Source organism: Micromonospora sonchi (assembly GCF_014646235.1).
Lineage (GTDB): Bacteria > Actinomycetota > Actinomycetes > Mycobacteriales > Micromonosporaceae > Micromonospora > Micromonospora sonchi.
This window is the reverse complement of sequence record NZ_BMNB01000017.1, coordinates 71,250-86,085: the sequence shown is the minus strand read 5'-3', so window position 1 is coordinate 86,085 and position 14,836 is coordinate 71,250. Positions and strand designations below refer to the sequence as shown.

The window sequence follows — 14,836 nt, the reverse complement described above, 5'->3', positions numbered from 1 at the left end:
GGGGGTGGGGGTGGGGTGGGGGTGGGGTGGGGGTGGGGTGGGGGGTTAGGGGAGGCGGGCGGAGGTGTGGAGGGCCAGGGCGTCGCGGGCGGGGACGGTGGCGGAGAACCAGCCGTTGGCGTCGACCGTGATGATCGGGCCGGAGCAGGTGTTGTTGGTGAAGGTGCCGTGGATGACGTCGCAGTAGCGGCCGGCGGGCAGGCCGGTGTAGTAGGAGCGGCCGGTGATCGCGTACGACTCGTTGTTGATGGTGATGTAGCCCTTGCCGGTGCGGCTGAAGGCGATGTGCTGGTAGCCGTTGTCGTACCAGTTGCTGACGCCGGTGCCCTCGGTGGCGTTGCGGAAGCCCACCATGTTCGCGATCACCGGCCAGCGGTGCTCGCACTCCCAGCCGGAGTAGCAGACCGCGTTGAGCGTCTTGTTGTTGCCGTCCGAGGGCGGGCCGGCGTCGCGGCTGCTGTAGGTGTAGCTCGACATCACCGTCGGCGAGCCGTACGGCCAGGCCAGCATGAAGGCGTTGGCCAGCGCGTAGGTGCCCCGGTCGCGGTAGGTGAGCACTCCGCCGTCGTCGCGCTGGGTGTCGTGGTTGTCGGTGAAGACCGACGCCCGGCCGGTGGGCAGATGCCCCCAGCCCTCGCCGAAGTTGCGCAGGTAGGCCAGCCGCTCGGAGCGGAACACCCGGGCCAGGTCCTTGCCGTAGCGGAACTCGTGCACGTCTCCGTTGCCGGTGTACTCCTCGGGCCGGATCGGCTCGCCGGCGCCGTAGATGACCTCCTGCACGACGTACGCCGAACGGTTCAACCGGCCGAGGATGGCGGCGATGTCGGCGGCCGGCATGTGCTTGCTGGCGTCTAGCCGGAAGCCGTCCACGCCGAGTGACAGCAGGTCGTTGAGGTACGCGGCGAGCCGGGACCGGACGTAGTCCGACTCCGTCTTCAGGTCGGCGAGGTTGACCAGCTCGCAGTTCTGCACCTCGTACCGGTCGTTGTAGTTGACGATGTCGTGGTTGCCGTTGCGGCCGCAGTAGTGGAAGTCCTGCGCCTGGTAGATGCCCGGGTAGACGTAGTGCTGGTACGACGATCCGGCCCAGCCGGTGCCGCCGTTGTCCTGCCCGGACATGTGGTTGATGACCGCGTCCACGATCACCTTGACGCCGGCGGCCTGGCAGGTGTTCACCATGGACCGGAACTGTTCCCGGGTGCCCTTGCGGGACTCGATCCGGTAGCTGACCGGCTGGTACGCCACCCACCACTGGTTGCCGCGGACGTGCTCCTGCGGGGGCGAGACCTGGACGTAGCCGTAGCCCTTCGGGCCGAGGGTGCTGGTGCACTCGCTGGCCACCGAGGGCCAGTTCCACTCGAAGAGGTTGGCGATGACCTTCTTGCCGCCCGTCGGCGCGGCCGCGGCCGGGGGCGTCGTCACGAGGGTGGGGGCGAGGAGGCTGGCGATCGTGGCGAGTGCGACGAGCGCCGGGCGGAGTCGACGTCGATGCATCGGGTGCTCCTGAGGGTGCCGAGGGGACGGGGGTGGTTGGTCGGCTGCCCAGATTTTGCAATCCGGGCTGAAAAATTTCGGAAAGATTACAAGCCGATTTCATCGGCTGTCAATGTATGGAGATGAGTCACTGTTCGGGACGCCCTACACGCACCGGGCGGGAGGACGGTTCGACAACTTGCTGAGATTTTTTCGCCGCGGCTGATCCGTCCGGGGCTCGGAGACGTACTGGTGTGGGGAACAGGGTCGGCCGGCGGTGCGCCGCCGCGAGACGATCGAGGAGCACATGGCCCGGGCTACGCAGAACGAGAAGCCGCCTGCCGTCCGTACCAGCGTCAGCAGTAGAGGGATCCGGGTTCGGTCCCGCGCGCAGATCCTGGCGCTGTCCGCGTGCGGACTCGCCGTGCTGTGGGCACTGATGATGCTCACCACCGGTGGCCAGCAGATGTACGCGATGGGCTTTTTCTTCACCGAGTTCTTCGCCGGCGTTGTCGCGCTCGTCGCCCTGAGCATCACCGTGATGTTGGGGCTGGTCTCCACCGACCGGCTGGTCCTGATGATCCGGCACCGGGTGCTGTTGCAATCCGCGCACCGGGCCACCGGCATCCTCGGCGTCGCCGGCCTGGGCTTCCACGTGATGACCAAGATCGCCAGCGGTCGGGCGGGCGTGACCGACGCCGCCGTGCCGTTCGTCGGTGGCCGGGGCCTCTACGTCGGGCTCGGCACCATCGCCGCGCTGCTCATGGTCGGTGTGCTGTGGACCGGCATCATCCGGGCCCGGTTCGCCGACATCGGCCCGAAGTGGGTGTGGCGGGCGCTGCACTCCATGGCGTACGTCTCCTGGCCGTTCGCCATCTTCCATGGTCTGCTCGCCGGCCGCGCGCCCGCCGGCTGGGTCACCCTCAGCTACTTCCTCTGCGTGGTGCTGGTCGTGGTGGCAATGCTCGTGCGTCTCTCGGTGACCCTGCAACGCCGCAGCCGCGAGCAGCACCAGGCCGCGGCCCTCAACGAGGCGATGACCGGCAAGGGCAGCGAGGAGACCCGGGCCCGGTCGCTGCTCGGCAACCTGACCCGGCGGGGCGGCGAGAACGAGCGGGCCCGCCGCGACACCAGCTGGGCCGACAGCACCTCCGGCACCTGGGCCAGCCCCACCATCCGGCGCAACGACCCGGAGCGGTTCACCGTGCCCGTGGTCCCGGAGCCCGGCTCACTGCGCGACCCGGTCCGACCGGGCCGCACCCGCCGCGACGAGGAACTCGAGCCGGTCGTCCGGCGGGCGTCGCGCCGCGACGAGGAGTTGGAGCCGGTCCGGCGGGCGTCGCGCCGGGACGAGGAACTGGAGCCGGTTCGGCGGGCGTCGCGCCGGGACGACGAATCCAGCCGGCGGCGATCCGACCGGCGGGAGGAGGCGCGCGAGCCGGTGGGCCGCCGCTCCACGCGCCGCCGCGACGAGGAGGAGCTGCTGTTGGAGGACGACCGGGAGCCGGTCGGCCGGCGCCGCCGCGACGACGAGGAGTTGGACCGCTCCCGGCGGTCCCGGGTCGCCAGCGACGCCCGTAGCCGCTACTCCGCCCCGCCTGAGCGCACCGACGACGAGGCGGAGGAGCCCTGGGACAGCCCGCGCCGGTGGGAGTCGCCGATCTCCGGCGCCCCGATTTCCGGATCGCCGATTTCCGGTTCGCCGATCTCCGCCGCACCGCGCAGCGGCAGCGGACGGCACAGCGCCGAGGAGGACGTGCCGGAGGCCGAGACCGACTACTGGCGCCCCCCGGCGCGGTACACCCCGGACGACGTACCCGACGACGACACCCCGACCCTGGTCGACCTCGCCTCCCGGCGGGCCCGCCGGGCCTCCTCGGCCGACAGCCGGCGCCGTCGCCGGGCCGACCCGGACAGCGTCGACGGTGCCTACTGGGCCGGGCTGCGAGGTGAAGCGAAGTGACGATGCGTACCACCGTTCCGCCGGTGGCCTGCATCGGTGAGCCCCGGATCACCGCCGGCTTCGCCGAGTTCGGCCGGCTCGACCTGCGCGCCCACGAGATGGTGCACGGCCCGATCAGCCCGATGGAACCCTCCGCGCTGCTGGGTCTCGCCGAGGGCATCCAGCTCAAGGGCAAGGGCGGCGCCGGCTTCCCGTTCGCCAGGAAGCTGCGCGCGGTGCTGGAGTCCTGCGAACGGCAGGACCTGCCGCCCGTGGTGGTGGTCAACGCCACCGAGGGTGAGCCGGCCAGTTGGAAGGACAAGGTCATCCTCACCCGGGCCCCGCACCTGATTCTCGACGGTGCCGCCCTGGCCGCGTTCGCGCTCGACGCCGAGGAGATCGTGCTCTGCGTGGCCGACGACCTGATCGGCCGGGACTCCCTGATGGAGGCGCTGGAGGAACGCCGGATGCCGGTGCCGACCAGCGTGGTCACGGTGCCGCACCGGTTCATCAGCGGAGAGGGTGGCGCACTGGTCAACGGGATCAACGGCTTGCCGCACATCCCGCCCGGCACCAAGAAGCGCTCCAGCGACTCCGGGGTGAACAACCTGCCCACCCTGCTGTCCAACGCCGAGACGTACTCCCAGATGGCGATCGCCGCCCGGCTCGGCCCGTACGAGTACGCGGCGCTCGGCACCGACGACGAGCCCGGCACCGTGCTGCTCAGCGTGACCGGCGCGGCGAAGCGGCACGCGGTCGTCGAGTGCGCCGCCGGCACCCCGCTGCGGGAGGTTCTCGAACTCTGCGAGGTGCCCGAGGGGCCGGGCATCCTGATGGGCGGCTACCACGGCAAGTGGATCACCTGGGAGGCGGCGAACGAGGCCGAGGTGTCCCGCAAGGGGCTGGCCGCGGTCGGCGGCACCCTCGGTGCCGGCATCATCGTCCCGCTCGCCAACGACACCTGCCCGCTCGGCGAGGCCGCCCAGGTGGTGCGCTACCTGGCCGGCGAGTCCGCCGGGCAGTGCGGCCCGTGCAAGCGGGGCCTGCCCGACCTGGCCCGCGCCGTCGACCTGGCGGTCTCCGGCAGCGCGCCGGTGGAGGTGGTCCGGGCCGCGGCCGGGGACGTCAAGGGGCGCGGTGCCTGCAGCCACCCCGACGGTACGTCCCGCTTCGCGCTCTCCGCCATGGAGGTCTTCGCCGACGACCTGAAGAGGCACACCACCGGCGAGGGCTGCGGCCGACGGGTCAAGGGCATGATGGGCCTGCCCGGTGCCCCCGACCCGGACCCGCAGAAACTGGTGCTGGACTGGTCCCGGTGCGACGGGCACGGCCTCTGCGCCCACGTGGTGCCGGACTTCATCCGGCTCGACCACAACGGATATCCCGCCTTCCCGTCCACTCCCGTGCCGACCTGGCTGCGGGAGGGCGCGACGAAGGCGGTCAAGGTCTGCCCGGAACTCGCGCTGCGGCTGACCAAGGCCTGAGCGTGCCGCCGGGGGCGGCCAGAGCGCTGCCGCCGGCCTGAGCGAACCGAAGGAGACGCGGATGGGGTCGGCAGGTACGACGAGACGGTTCACGGGGGCGCTCGCCGCCGCACTGCTCGCCGGGGTGCTGGCCACCTCCGGCTGCGGTCCGGCCCCGGACGCGGAGGCGGCGCCCGACACCTCGCCCAACGCGAGCCCGGCGGTCGGCGGCACCGCGTCGCCCCCGACCGGCGCGGTGCCGGACACCCTCCGGTTCACCGGGCAGACCCTGGACGGCGCGGCGTTCGACGCCGCCACCCTGGCCGGCCGGCCGGTGGTGCTCTGGTTCTGGGCGCCCTGGTGCGCCACCTGCGCCAGCCAGGCGTGGACCGTGGCCGAGATAGCGCCCGGCTTCCGCGACCGCGTGCCGATCATCGGGATCGCCGGGCTCGGCGAGCAGCAGGCGATGAAGGACTTCGTCACCGAGTTCGAACTCGGGCCGGTGCCGCAGCTCGACGACCGCAAGGGGGTGCTCTGGCGGCGCTTCGAGGTCGTCGAGCAGAGCACCTTCGTGATCATCGACCGGAACGGGCGGGTGATCCACCAGGGCTGGCTGGACGGGGAGGACTTCACCCGCCGGGTCACCGAGCTGGCCGCCTGATGGAGGCCCCGCTGCTGCTCGCGCTGACCGCCGGCATGCTCGGCGCGGTCAACCCGTGCGGCTTCGCGATGCTGCCGGCGTACCTGTCGCTGCTGGTCGCCGGGGCCGCCGACACCCGGGGCGCGATCCGGCGGGCGCTCACCGCCGCAGGTGCGCTCACCCTGGGGTACGTCGTGGTGTTCGGCGCCTTCGGCTTGGCGCTGGCCCCGCTCGCCGGCTGGCTGCGCCCCCGGCTGCCCTGGTTCACCGTCGGGTTGGGACTGCTGCTGGTGGTGCTCGGCGGCTGGCTGCTCGCCGGCCGGCGGCTGCCCACCCCGCGTCCGCTGGCCCGGGCGCCGCGACTGGCCCGCACGCTGCCGTCGATGGTGCTGTTCGGCATGGCGTACGCGGCCGCCTCGCTGGGCTGCGCCATCGCGCCGTTCCTGGCCACCGTGGTGACCAGCCTCCAGGCCGGCTCGACGCTGCGCGGGCTGGCGCTGTTCGGGGCGTACGCCCTCGGGATGGGGCTGGTGGTGGCGGTGGCCGCGCTCGGCGTGGCGCTGGTGCGCGGCGAGGTGGTGGCCCGGCTGCGCGGAGCCGGCGCCTGGGTGCCCCGGCTCAGCGGCCTGGTGCTGCTGCTCGCCGGCGGCTACGTCGCCTGGTACGGCTGGTACGAGGCGCGGCTGGCCGCCGGCCGTCGCGACGTGCTCACCGACCCGGTGGTGACCGCCGCCGCCGGGATCCAGCGCTGGCTCGCCAACGCCGTCGACACCGCCGGCCCCGCCACGCTCGTCGCCCTCCTCGCCGCTCTCGTCCTCACCGCTGCGCTGCGAAGGAAGGGCCCCCTTTTAACGCCTGCGGTAGAGGAGGGGCCCCCTTTTAACACCGAGCTAGCGCATGCCGCGCCGCCGCGTGCCGAGCCGCTGCTCGCCGAAACGGCGCGCGGCTCGGCACGCGGCGCCGGGTCGGTCAGCGAGGGGTGAGGCGGTCGGTGCCGAGCCGGTCGCGGAGCACCTCCGGCACCAGCACCGAGCCGTCGGGCTGCTGGAACTGCTCCAGGATCGCCGGGAAGAGCCGGCTGGTCGCCAGCGCCGAGCCGTTGAGGGTGTGTACGAAGCGGGTCTGCTTGCCGCCCGGCTCCCGATAGCGGATGGCGGCCCGGCGGGCCTGGTAGTCACCACCCCAGGAGACCGAGGAGACCTCCTTGTACTTGCCGGTGCTCGGCATCCAGACCTCGATGTCGAGGGTCTTGCGCATCGACGCGCTGGAGTCGCCGGCCGCGAGCAGGCTGCGCTGGTAGTGCAGGCCCAGCGCCTCCACCAGGCTCTCCGCGTGCGCGACCATCTGCTCCAGCGCGGCGTCGGCCTGCTCGGGAAGCGTGAACTGGAAGATCTCCACCTTGTTGAACTGGTGGCCCCGGACCGTGCCGCGCTCGTCAGAGTGCGAGCCGGCGGCCTCGCGCCGGTAGCAGGGGGTGTACGCGAACACCTTCAGCGGCAGCTTCGCGGTGTCCAGGATCTCGTCCTGGTACGCGCCGAGGATCGCCGTCTCCGCGGTGGGCAGCAGGAACTGCCCGCGCGGGGCGGACTGCCTGTCCAGGTGGTAGACGTCGTCGTAGAACTTGGGGAACTGGCCGGCGGCGAAGCCGGCGGTGTCCAGCAGCAGGTGCGGCGGGAGGAGGAAGTCGTAACCGGCCTCGATGTTCCGCTCGATCAGCCAGTTGATCAGCGCCCACTCCAGCCGGGCGCCGACACCGGTGTACATCCAGAAGCCCGAGCCACCGAGCTTGACGCCGCGCTCGTGGTCGACCAGGCCCAGCATCCGGCTCAACTCGACGTGGTCGCGGACCTTCTCGATCGCCGGCGGCTCGCCGAAGGTCTTCACCACCCGGTTGGCCTCCTTGCCGCCGGGCAGTACGTCGTCGGCGGGCAGGTTGGGCAGTTCGCTCATCACGGTACGCAGCCGCGACTGCACCTCGTCGAGCTCGCTCTCCAGCTCGGCGATCTGCTTGCGGCCCGCTTCCGAGGGGGCCACCTCCGGCTCGACACCGGCCCGCTTGGCCTGTGCGTACGCCCGGGCCTCGGCCTTGCGGCGCTGGCGTTCTCCGTCGATCTCACTGATCAGCCGGCGGCGCTCCCGGTCGAGCTGCTGGATCTCGTCCAGCGCCCGGTCGACCTCAGCGGCATCCAGCCGCTTCGCCAGCGCGGTCGCCACCGCGTCGCGATCCTTCCGGATCAACTCCATGTCGAGCATGCTGCTCCGTACGCCTCCGTCCGGGAGTCGGGTGGACTCTCAGATGCTACCGCCGAGCCCGGATCGCACCGTCGACGGTCAGAGGCGGATCGGCATCAGGATGGAGAAGGCGTCCTCGTCGTCCGGGCGGCGGATCGCCAGTGGGGTGATCGGGCCGTCCAGCTCCAACACCAGTTGGCCCCGGCCGCCGGCCGCCAGCGCCTCCAACAGGTACTCGCGGTTCACCCCGACCCGCAGCAGGCCCGGCTCGTCCACGGCGAGGTCGTCGTCGCCGAGGATCCGCAGCTCGCCCTGGTCGTCGAGGCCAAGGGCGGTCACCTCGTGCCGCACCCCGCCATGTTCCCGGACCACCACCGGGGCACGCCCGTCGGCGAGCGTCTCCCGCAGCGCCGGCACGTCGACCGGGACCCGACGGGTCGGTGCGCCGGAGGACGCGTCACGCAGCAGGCGCCCGTAGTCGGGGAAGTCGTAGGGCAGGCCAGCAGCGGAGGCCGACCGGTCGCCGACGGACACCGTCACGGTCGACCCGGTCACGGTCAGGTGCGCCTGCGGCGTGCCGCCGGCCGCCGATTCCAGCAGTGCCCGTACCTCGTCGACGAAGGTGACCGGGGCGAGCGCCCGCACCGGCGGGCCGACCGGCGCGCCATCCGACCGGGCCACCGCGAGCCGGTGCCGGTCGGTGGCGACCAGCCTCAGACCGTCGTCGGCCACGTCGAACAACACGCCGGCCAGCATCGGCAGGTCGGGATCGTCGCCCACCGCGAAGCGGACGGCGTCGACGGCGGCGGCGAGGTCAGCCGGGGACAGGGCGAGTCGGGTGGTCATTGGTTCCTCCGGATCGAGCAGCGTACGGACCCGGGAGAGTTCGCGGCGGGCGTCGGCGAGACCGGCCTCGAGCCGGCGCAGGTGCCCGTCGAGCAGCCGGCCGATCACGGCCGGCTCGCGGCGGTGCCGCACCGCGGCCGTGATCTCGGCCAGCGGCATCCCGACCCGGCGCAGGCCGGCAACCAGCCGGGCCGGGGCCACCTGCTCGTCGGTGTACCAGCGGTAGCCGGTGACCGGGTCGACGAAGGCCGGGATCAGGACGCCCGAACGGTCGTAGAACCGCAGGGCGCTCACGGTCAGCCCGCTGGCCCGGGCCAACTCGCCGATGCTGCGCAGGTCACTCTCCACGCCGTTGATCCTGTGGCCTCGACCAGGTCGAGGGTCAACCCGGTCCGCCCGGCCGTGTCGCTGCGGCACCGGGCGCGGTGTTAAAAGGGGGCCCTTTCTCTACCGCAGGCGTTAAGAGGGGGCCCCTCCTTCGTCCAGCACCCGGAAGGTGAGGCCGACGGAGGTGAGGCGGTGCAGCAGGGCGTCGCCCATCGCGGTGACCGGCGTGACCTGACCCGACGTCGGTGGCAGGTCGTCCAGGGCCAGGCAGAGGGCGGACTCGCCGAGAATCCTGGCGGTCTCGTCGTAGCCGGGATCGCCGCCGGCCACCTCGGTGATCACCCGCCGGTCGCCGCCGGTGCCGACGAAGCGGATCCGGAACCACGACCGGGCCCGCCGCTCGGCGCTCGGCCCCTGGCCGGAGGCGAGCCGGCCGAACAGCCAACGTCGGGTCGGTGGCAGCGCCACCAGCCCGACCAGGGCACCCAGACCGGCGCCGGCGGCCAGCACCGTCGACAACCGCTTCATGCCGGCGAAGTTGCGGTAGCGGAAGTCCGGCCCGTACTCCGGGCGGGCCGCCGCGGAGCGGGTGACCACCTGCGGGTCGATGGTGGGCAGCGGCACCGACCAGACCGACAGGTCCCGCGATCGGGCCAGCCGGCCCGACCCGGCGCGGACCCGCCGGTCGGCCGGGCGAGGCTCGACCGCCCGGCGTTCGCGGGCGGCGCGGGATGCCTGCCGGGTACGCGAGAAGGCGGTGAGCACCGAGTGGTACGTGCCGGCGGAGAACCTCGCGCCTGCCTGAACGTAGCCGTCCACGGTGATCGGCACGTCGGCGGGAAGTTGCTTGATCGTGAACCAGACGCCTAGGTCGTGCGGGGCGGAGTCGAAGCCGCAGGAGTGCACCAGCCGGGCACCCGTGCGGACCGCCTCGGCGTGGTGGCGCAGATACATCAGGTCGACGAACTCCGGCTCGCCGGCGAGGTCGAGGTAGTCGGTGCCGGCGGCGGCGCAGGCGGCCACCAACGGCTCCCCATGATGGACGTACGGCCCGACGGTGCTGGCCACCACCCGGGCCTCGTCGGCCACGGCACGCAGCGACGCCGGATCGGTGACGTCGGCGGTGAGCAGCGGCAACCCGACCAGGGCCGGCTCGATGGCAACCAACCGCTCCCGGACCCGGGCCAGCTTGTCCGGGTTGCGCCCGGCGATCGCCCAGCGCAGCCCGGGCGGGGCGTGCCGGGCCAGGTATTCCGCGGTGAGCCCACCGGTGAACCCGGTCGCCCCGAACAGCACGATGTCGTACGCCCGATCCGTAGCCATCTCGCGATCATCCCATCCCGGCGCATCGACCGCCTCCAACGAGGTCCACCCGGCGCCTGAGCAGGCCGAGCGATCTCGGGGTGAGTCGGCTTCCCCGTGGGAACCGGTCCTCGCCCGGAACGGGTGAACCGGTCCGGGTGGGGTAACCGCTGGCACAGGGCCCGGGGAGGTGGGGGTGGGCCGGATGCCGGATGACCGCAGCGCCGCCCGGGCCACGACGGCCCGGCGAACGGCCGGCTCGCCCGTGCTGGCGTCCCGGCTGACGCCCGCCGCGCCGCCCGAGCCGGTCGTCCTGCGGCCCCGCTTGGCCCGGCTGCTGGACGACGGGGTGGCCCGTCCGGTGACGCTGCTCCGCGCGCCGGCGGGCTGGGGCAAGACGACGCTGCTCGCTGCGTGGCGCCGGGCCGCCGTCGAGGCCGCCCCGGCCGCCCCGGCGCCGGCCTGGGTATCCGTGGAGTTCGGGGACGACAGCGACCGCTTCTGGACGTACCTCGCGGCGGCGCTGCGCTCGGTCGCGGACCCCGACGGCGATCCGGCCGCCGCGCCGCCGGTGCCCGACCGGGCCCCGCGACCGGACGAGCTGGAGGTGCTCGCGGCGGCCCTCGCCGCCCGGGAACGACCGGTCGTGCTGATCCTGGACGACCTGCACCGGATCACCGACCCAGCGGCGCTGACCGGCCTGGAGTTCCTGTTGCGTCACACCGAACAGCGGCTGCGTCTGGTGGCGGCCGGGCGCGCCAACCTGCCGTTGGCCGTGCAGCGGCTGCGGCTGGCCGGAGAGCTGACCGAGATCGGTCCGGATGAACTGGCCTTCACCGGTGACGAGATCGCCGACCTGCTGACCGCGCACGGCGTGGCGGTGCCGGCCGCGGCGGTGCGACGGCTGCGGCAGCGTACCGAGGGGTGGGCGGCGGCGCTGCGGATCGCCGCGCTCGCGCTGCGCGATCAGCCGGACCCGCAGCGCTGGATCGCCGGACTCGGCGCGGACCAGCCGGAGATCGCCGGCTACCTGCGCGAGGAGGTGCTGGCCGGCCTGGAGGCGCCGGACCGGGAGCTGCTGCGCCGGGCGGCGGTCGCGGACACGATGTGTGCGGGACTCGCCGAGGCGCTGACCGGCGGCGCGGACGCGGAGACCCGGCTGAGCGCGCTCGCGGAGAACGCCGGCCTGCTCCACCACGACGGTGGCCGTCCGGCGTGGTATCGGTGCCCACCGCTCCTGGCCGACCTGCTGCGGCGCGAACTGGGCCGGCTGCCGGCCGAGGAGCTGCGCGACCTGCACCTGCGCGCGGCGGGCTGGTACGACGGCAACGGCCGCCCGGTCGACGCGCTGCGTCACGCGTTCGCCGGTGGGGACTGGACGCGGGCCACCGACCTGTTCGTGACCCGGTGGCCGGACCTCGTGCCGTACGACCGGATCGTCCCCACCACCGCGCCGCCCGCACCGGCCCCGACGGAGGTGGTGGCGGATGCCCCGGAACTGGCGCTGGCCGCTGCCGTCCAGCGGGCGCTCGACGGCGATGCCGACGCCACCCGGGAGCACCTGCGGCTGGCCACCGCGCACGCACGATCCCTGCCGGAACCGCGCCGGGCCCGGTTCGGGCGCCTGGTCGCCGTGGTCGAACTCGTCCAGGCCCGACTGGCCGGCGAGGCCGAGGCGGTACGCGCCGCCGCCGCCCGGCTGCTCGCCACCCGCGACGCCGCTCCGGCCGTCGGGGAGCCTCGGGCCGACGCGGGCGGTGACGCCGACGTGCGGGCGGTGGCCGGCACCGCGTTGGCCCTGCTCGCGCTGGACGCGGGCGACCTGGACGGGGCGGCGGCCGGATTCGCGGCGGCGCTGACGGCGGCGCGGGAGGCGGGACGCCTGCGCACCGAGCTGGTCTGCGCCAGCCGGTGGGCCCTGCTCGCGGCGGTACGCGGCGAGTTGCGGGCGGCCGAGGAGGCGGCTCGCGCCGCCCTGGCCCTGCCACCCTGCCAGGGCTGGTCGGCGCGGGTCGACTGCGGGTACGCCTATCTGGCGCTGGCCCTGGTGGCGCTGCACCGGGACGAGCCGACGGAGGCGGAGGCGAACCTCACGCTGGCCACGGCAGCCACGCGGGAGCCGCCGGCCGGCGCGGTGGCCGCCTGGTGCGCCGCTCACCTGCGCTCCGACGAGGGTGACCTGGCCGCTGCCCACCGAGTCCTGGTGGCGGCCCGCGCCCAATGGTCGGACCGCTCCGGCACACCGGCCGCTGCGACGGGTCTTTGTGCTGACGTGGACACGTGGCTGCGGGCCGCCGAGGTGGACCTGCACAGTGCCCGAGACGACACCCGGACCGCCCGCGACCTGGCCGCCGCCCAGCAGCCCCCGCCGCACCGTCCCGACCCCCCGACTCCCCACCCACCACCTGCCCCGGTGTCCGGCTCGCCGGCCGAGCCCGATGGCGCCGTGCTGGGGTCGGACGTGGCGTTGGCCGTCGCGGCGGCCCGGACCGAGTGGCGGGCCGGCGATCCCCGTGCCGCAGCCCGCCTGCTACCGGACTGGGACGCCGCGCCGGCGGACGCCTGGCCGCTTCCGGTACGCCTCGACGCCGCCCTGCTGGACGCGCTGCTCGCCGCAGGGGACGGTGACGATCGGCGTGCTGGCCGGACCCTGGAACGGGCGCTCGACCTGGCCGCCCCGGACGGCCACCGCCGGCCGTTCACGCGAGGCGAGCCGGGGCTGCGGGCCCTGCTGAGCGCTCGGCTGGACGCCGGTACGGCGCACTGGTCGATGGTCAGCGACCTGGTCCGGGCCGTCGAGGTGCCGGCCGAACGGGCTCCGGCCGGCGCTTTGGTGGCACCGCTCGACGAGCCGCTGACCGAGCGGGAGCTGATCATCCTGCGCTACCTGCAGAGCATCCTGTCCAACGTGGAGATCGCAGCCGAGTTGTCCGTCTCGGTGAACACCGTCAAGACACACGTGCGCAACATCTACCGCAAGCTCGGCGCCGTCCGCCGCCGCGACGCCGTCCGCCGCGCCCGCGCCCTCCACCTCATCTGACCCATCCCTTTCCCGGTCAGTGCTGGATCGGGTTTACCGGTTCAGTGCAGGATCGGGGCGACCGCGATGTGGTTCTGCACCTCCCGGATGCCCGGGGCGGACCAGGCGACCTGCTCCACCTCGGCGCGTTCGGGCATCGAGTGCACCAGCCCGCCCAGCAGCACCGTGTCACCGTGTACGCGTACCGTGACGCGCTCGGCGTCGGTGGCCCGGTGGCGGGCCAGCGCGTCGACGATGCGCTGGGCCAGCCGGCCGCCGTCGGGGCGTACCGCGGGCCGGACGGTGATGCCGTTGCTGACGCCGCGTACGCCGGTCAGCTGGCCGATCGCCTGCTCCGCGGCGCGGCGCTGGTACTCCCACTCGACCTCGCCGTCCAGGGTCACCCAGCCCTGGGAGACCGTGATCTCCAGCTGCTCGACCGGCACGAACGCGTGCCACTCCAGGGCGTGTCCGACGGCCGCGGCGATCTCCGGGTCGGCCCGTTCCGCACCGGTGGCCAGCCGTACCGTCAGGTCGTTGGCGACTGCGCGGACCTGCCCGACCCGGTGTGCGGCCCGCTCCGCCGCCCACTTCTTGGCGTAGCTGTCCACCCGCCCGGTCAGCGTCACCACGCCCTCGGTGACGGTTACCCCGATCTCGTGTGGGCGTACCCGGGGTTCCCAGTCGAGTTCGTCGAGCACCGCGGATCTGGTCTCCTGATCGATCCGGTCGATGCGGTTGATCGTCGAGATGTCGGCCATCGCCTCGCTCCTTCCCTCGCCGGGCGGGACCGGCGTCCGGGGCGTGTCGCGGTGGCGGACCAGGATCCGGATCCGCCGCAAGCGATGCTGGTGGCTGTTCAGGTGAGCCGCCCTCACCCGGACGGGGTGAGGGCGGGACAGCGGGCGTGACCGCGCGGCGTCAGCGGTCGGTCTCGGCGGGGGAGTCGGGGCGCTGCACGTCGACGAACTCGATGTCGTCGGCGGCGCGATCGTGGCTGCCGGCGGCCCGCGCCGCGGTGCCCGCGGCCCAGCCGATCGCGGCACCGACCAGGGCCGCGCCGATCAGCAGCGTCCAGGGTAGTGCGGGACTGCGCCCGGCCAGCGCGTCGAAGGCGCGGGTGGCCCGGCGGCGGGCCTCCTCGGCCGCCGACCCGACCAGGTCACCGGCGTCGTCGGCGAGGTTGGCGGAGGTGTGCCGGGCCGAGCGGGCGGTGTCGCGAATGCTGTCGCCCGCGGTGTTGACGGCCGAGGCGAGGTGTTGCCAGGCCTGGTCGGCGATCCGCTCCGGCTTGCTGCGGCGCTCCAACAGGTTGGTTCCGATCATGAGGGCTCCCTCCTCGACAGTGCCGAGGCCGGTGCCCACATCAGACCTCCTCGGCGGCTTGCCCGGGTGCGGCGGCTAGCCATGGCAAGCTGTGCCCCGCCGGCTGCCGTCGCAAACCCCACCGTCGCAAACCCCACCGTCGCGAGCCCCGCGCTCGCGCAACCCGACGCTGGGGCACGACGACCACGCGCACGAGACGCCGTCAGCGGTCGGCGGGTCACCTCAGGTCACCGGTGATGCTGGGCACACCGCGCCGGCCGCGCCGG

General features: G+C 73.6%; 11 protein-coding genes. 5 read left to right on the top strand and 6 right to left on the bottom strand.

The window, feature by feature from the left end; genetic code table 11:
- Positions 1-45 precede the first annotated feature (45 nt).
- Positions 46-1,494, bottom strand: coding sequence for an alpha-amylase (locus IEY61_RS18880; RefSeq protein WP_189046166.1), 1,449 nt, complete (start codon positions 1,492-1,494; stop codon positions 46-48).
- 256 nt (positions 1,495-1,750) lie between these two features.
- Between IEY61_RS18880 and IEY61_RS18875 the strand changes: the two genes are divergently transcribed.
- The 4 genes from IEY61_RS18875 to IEY61_RS18860 all read left to right on the top strand — a co-directional run bounded on the left by IEY61_RS18875 (position 1,751) and on the right by IEY61_RS18860 (position 6,501).
- Positions 1,751-3,436 (top strand): ferric reductase-like transmembrane domain-containing protein, encoded by a 1,686-nt coding sequence (locus IEY61_RS18875; RefSeq protein WP_229706034.1) that lies wholly within the window; start codon positions 1,751-1,753, stop codon positions 3,434-3,436.
- 2 nt (positions 3,437-3,438) lie between these two features.
- On the top strand, positions 3,439-4,899 hold the full coding sequence (locus tag IEY61_RS18870; protein ID WP_189046276.1) for an NADH-quinone oxidoreductase subunit NuoF family protein: 1,461 nt from the start codon (positions 3,439-3,441) through the stop codon (positions 4,897-4,899).
- Between the two features lie 61 nt (positions 4,900-4,960).
- Entirely contained in the window at positions 4,961-5,539 is a 579-nt protein-coding gene (locus IEY61_RS18865; protein WP_189046163.1) for a redoxin domain-containing protein, read from the top strand.
- Positions 5,539-6,501, top strand: a complete 963-nt coding sequence (locus IEY61_RS18860; RefSeq protein WP_189046161.1) for a cytochrome c biogenesis CcdA family protein — start codon at positions 5,539-5,541, stop codon at positions 6,499-6,501. The genes IEY61_RS18865 and IEY61_RS18860 overlap by 1 nt, the downstream gene beginning before the upstream one ends.
- On the opposite strand, the gene serS is transcribed toward IEY61_RS18860, so the two are convergent.
- The 3 genes from serS to IEY61_RS18845 all read right to left on the bottom strand — a co-directional run bounded on the left by serS (position 6,488) and on the right by IEY61_RS18845 (position 10,246).
- Positions 6,488-7,771, bottom strand: coding sequence for a serine--tRNA ligase (gene serS / locus IEY61_RS18855; RefSeq protein ID WP_189046159.1), 1,284 nt, complete (start codon positions 7,769-7,771; stop codon positions 6,488-6,490). The two genes, IEY61_RS18860 and serS, sit on opposite strands and share 14 nt — an antisense overlap.
- 78 nt (positions 7,772-7,849) lie before the next feature.
- Positions 7,850-8,932, bottom strand: a complete 1,083-nt coding sequence (locus IEY61_RS18850; RefSeq protein ID WP_189046274.1) for a DNA polymerase III subunit beta family protein — start codon at positions 8,930-8,932, stop codon at positions 7,850-7,852.
- A gap of 123 nt (positions 8,933-9,055) precedes the next feature.
- On the bottom strand, positions 9,056-10,246 hold the full coding sequence (locus tag IEY61_RS18845; protein WP_189046157.1) for a saccharopine dehydrogenase family protein: 1,191 nt from the start codon (positions 10,244-10,246) through the stop codon (positions 9,056-9,058).
- Positions 10,247-10,430: 184 nt separating this feature from the next.
- Here IEY61_RS18845 and IEY61_RS18840 point away from each other — a divergent pair, with 184 nt between their 5' ends.
- Complete coding sequence (locus IEY61_RS18840; RefSeq protein WP_189046155.1) at positions 10,431-13,265, top strand: helix-turn-helix transcriptional regulator; 2,835 nt, start codon at positions 10,431-10,433, stop codon at positions 13,263-13,265.
- A 41-nt stretch (positions 13,266-13,306) separates the two neighbouring features.
- Here the strand turns inward: IEY61_RS18840 and IEY61_RS18835 are convergent, their stop codons facing one another.
- Both IEY61_RS18835 and IEY61_RS18830 read right to left on the bottom strand, forming a co-directional pair.
- Positions 13,307-14,005, bottom strand: coding sequence for a BON domain-containing protein (locus IEY61_RS18835; RefSeq protein WP_189046153.1), 699 nt, complete (start codon positions 14,003-14,005; stop codon positions 13,307-13,309).
- A gap of 160 nt (positions 14,006-14,165) precedes the next feature.
- Positions 14,166-14,570: a hypothetical protein gene (locus IEY61_RS18830; RefSeq protein ID WP_189046151.1), complete on the bottom strand. Its 405-nt coding sequence runs from the start codon at positions 14,568-14,570 to the stop codon at positions 14,166-14,168.
- Positions 14,571-14,836: the final 266 nt, after the last annotated feature.

Excerpts from the sequence above, each read along its gene's own strand:
- IEY61_RS18880 (WP_189046166.1), bottom strand. The coding sequence starts at position 1,494 with ATGCATCGACGTCGACTCCGCCCGGCGCTCGTCGCACTCGCCACGATC.
- IEY61_RS18870 (WP_189046276.1), top strand. The coding sequence starts at position 3,439 with ATGCGTACCACCGTTCCGCCGGTGGCCTGCATCGGTGAGCCCCGGATC.
- IEY61_RS18865 (WP_189046163.1), top strand. The coding sequence starts at position 4,961 with ATGGGGTCGGCAGGTACGACGAGACGGTTCACGGGGGCGCTCGCCGCC.
- IEY61_RS18860 (WP_189046161.1), top strand. The coding sequence starts at position 5,539 with ATGGAGGCCCCGCTGCTGCTCGCGCTGACCGCCGGCATGCTCGGCGCG.
- serS (WP_189046159.1), bottom strand. The coding sequence starts at position 7,771 with ATGCTCGACATGGAGTTGATCCGGAAGGATCGCGACGCGGTGGCGACC.
- IEY61_RS18845 (WP_189046157.1), bottom strand. The coding sequence starts at position 10,246 with ATGGCTACGGATCGGGCGTACGACATCGTGCTGTTCGGGGCGACCGGG.
- IEY61_RS18840 (WP_189046155.1), top strand. The coding sequence starts at position 10,431 with ATGCCGGATGACCGCAGCGCCGCCCGGGCCACGACGGCCCGGCGAACG.
- IEY61_RS18835 (WP_189046153.1), bottom strand. The coding sequence starts at position 14,005 with ATGGCCGACATCTCGACGATCAACCGCATCGACCGGATCGATCAGGAG.
- IEY61_RS18830 (WP_189046151.1), bottom strand. The coding sequence starts at position 14,570 with ATGATCGGAACCAACCTGTTGGAGCGCCGCAGCAAGCCGGAGCGGATC.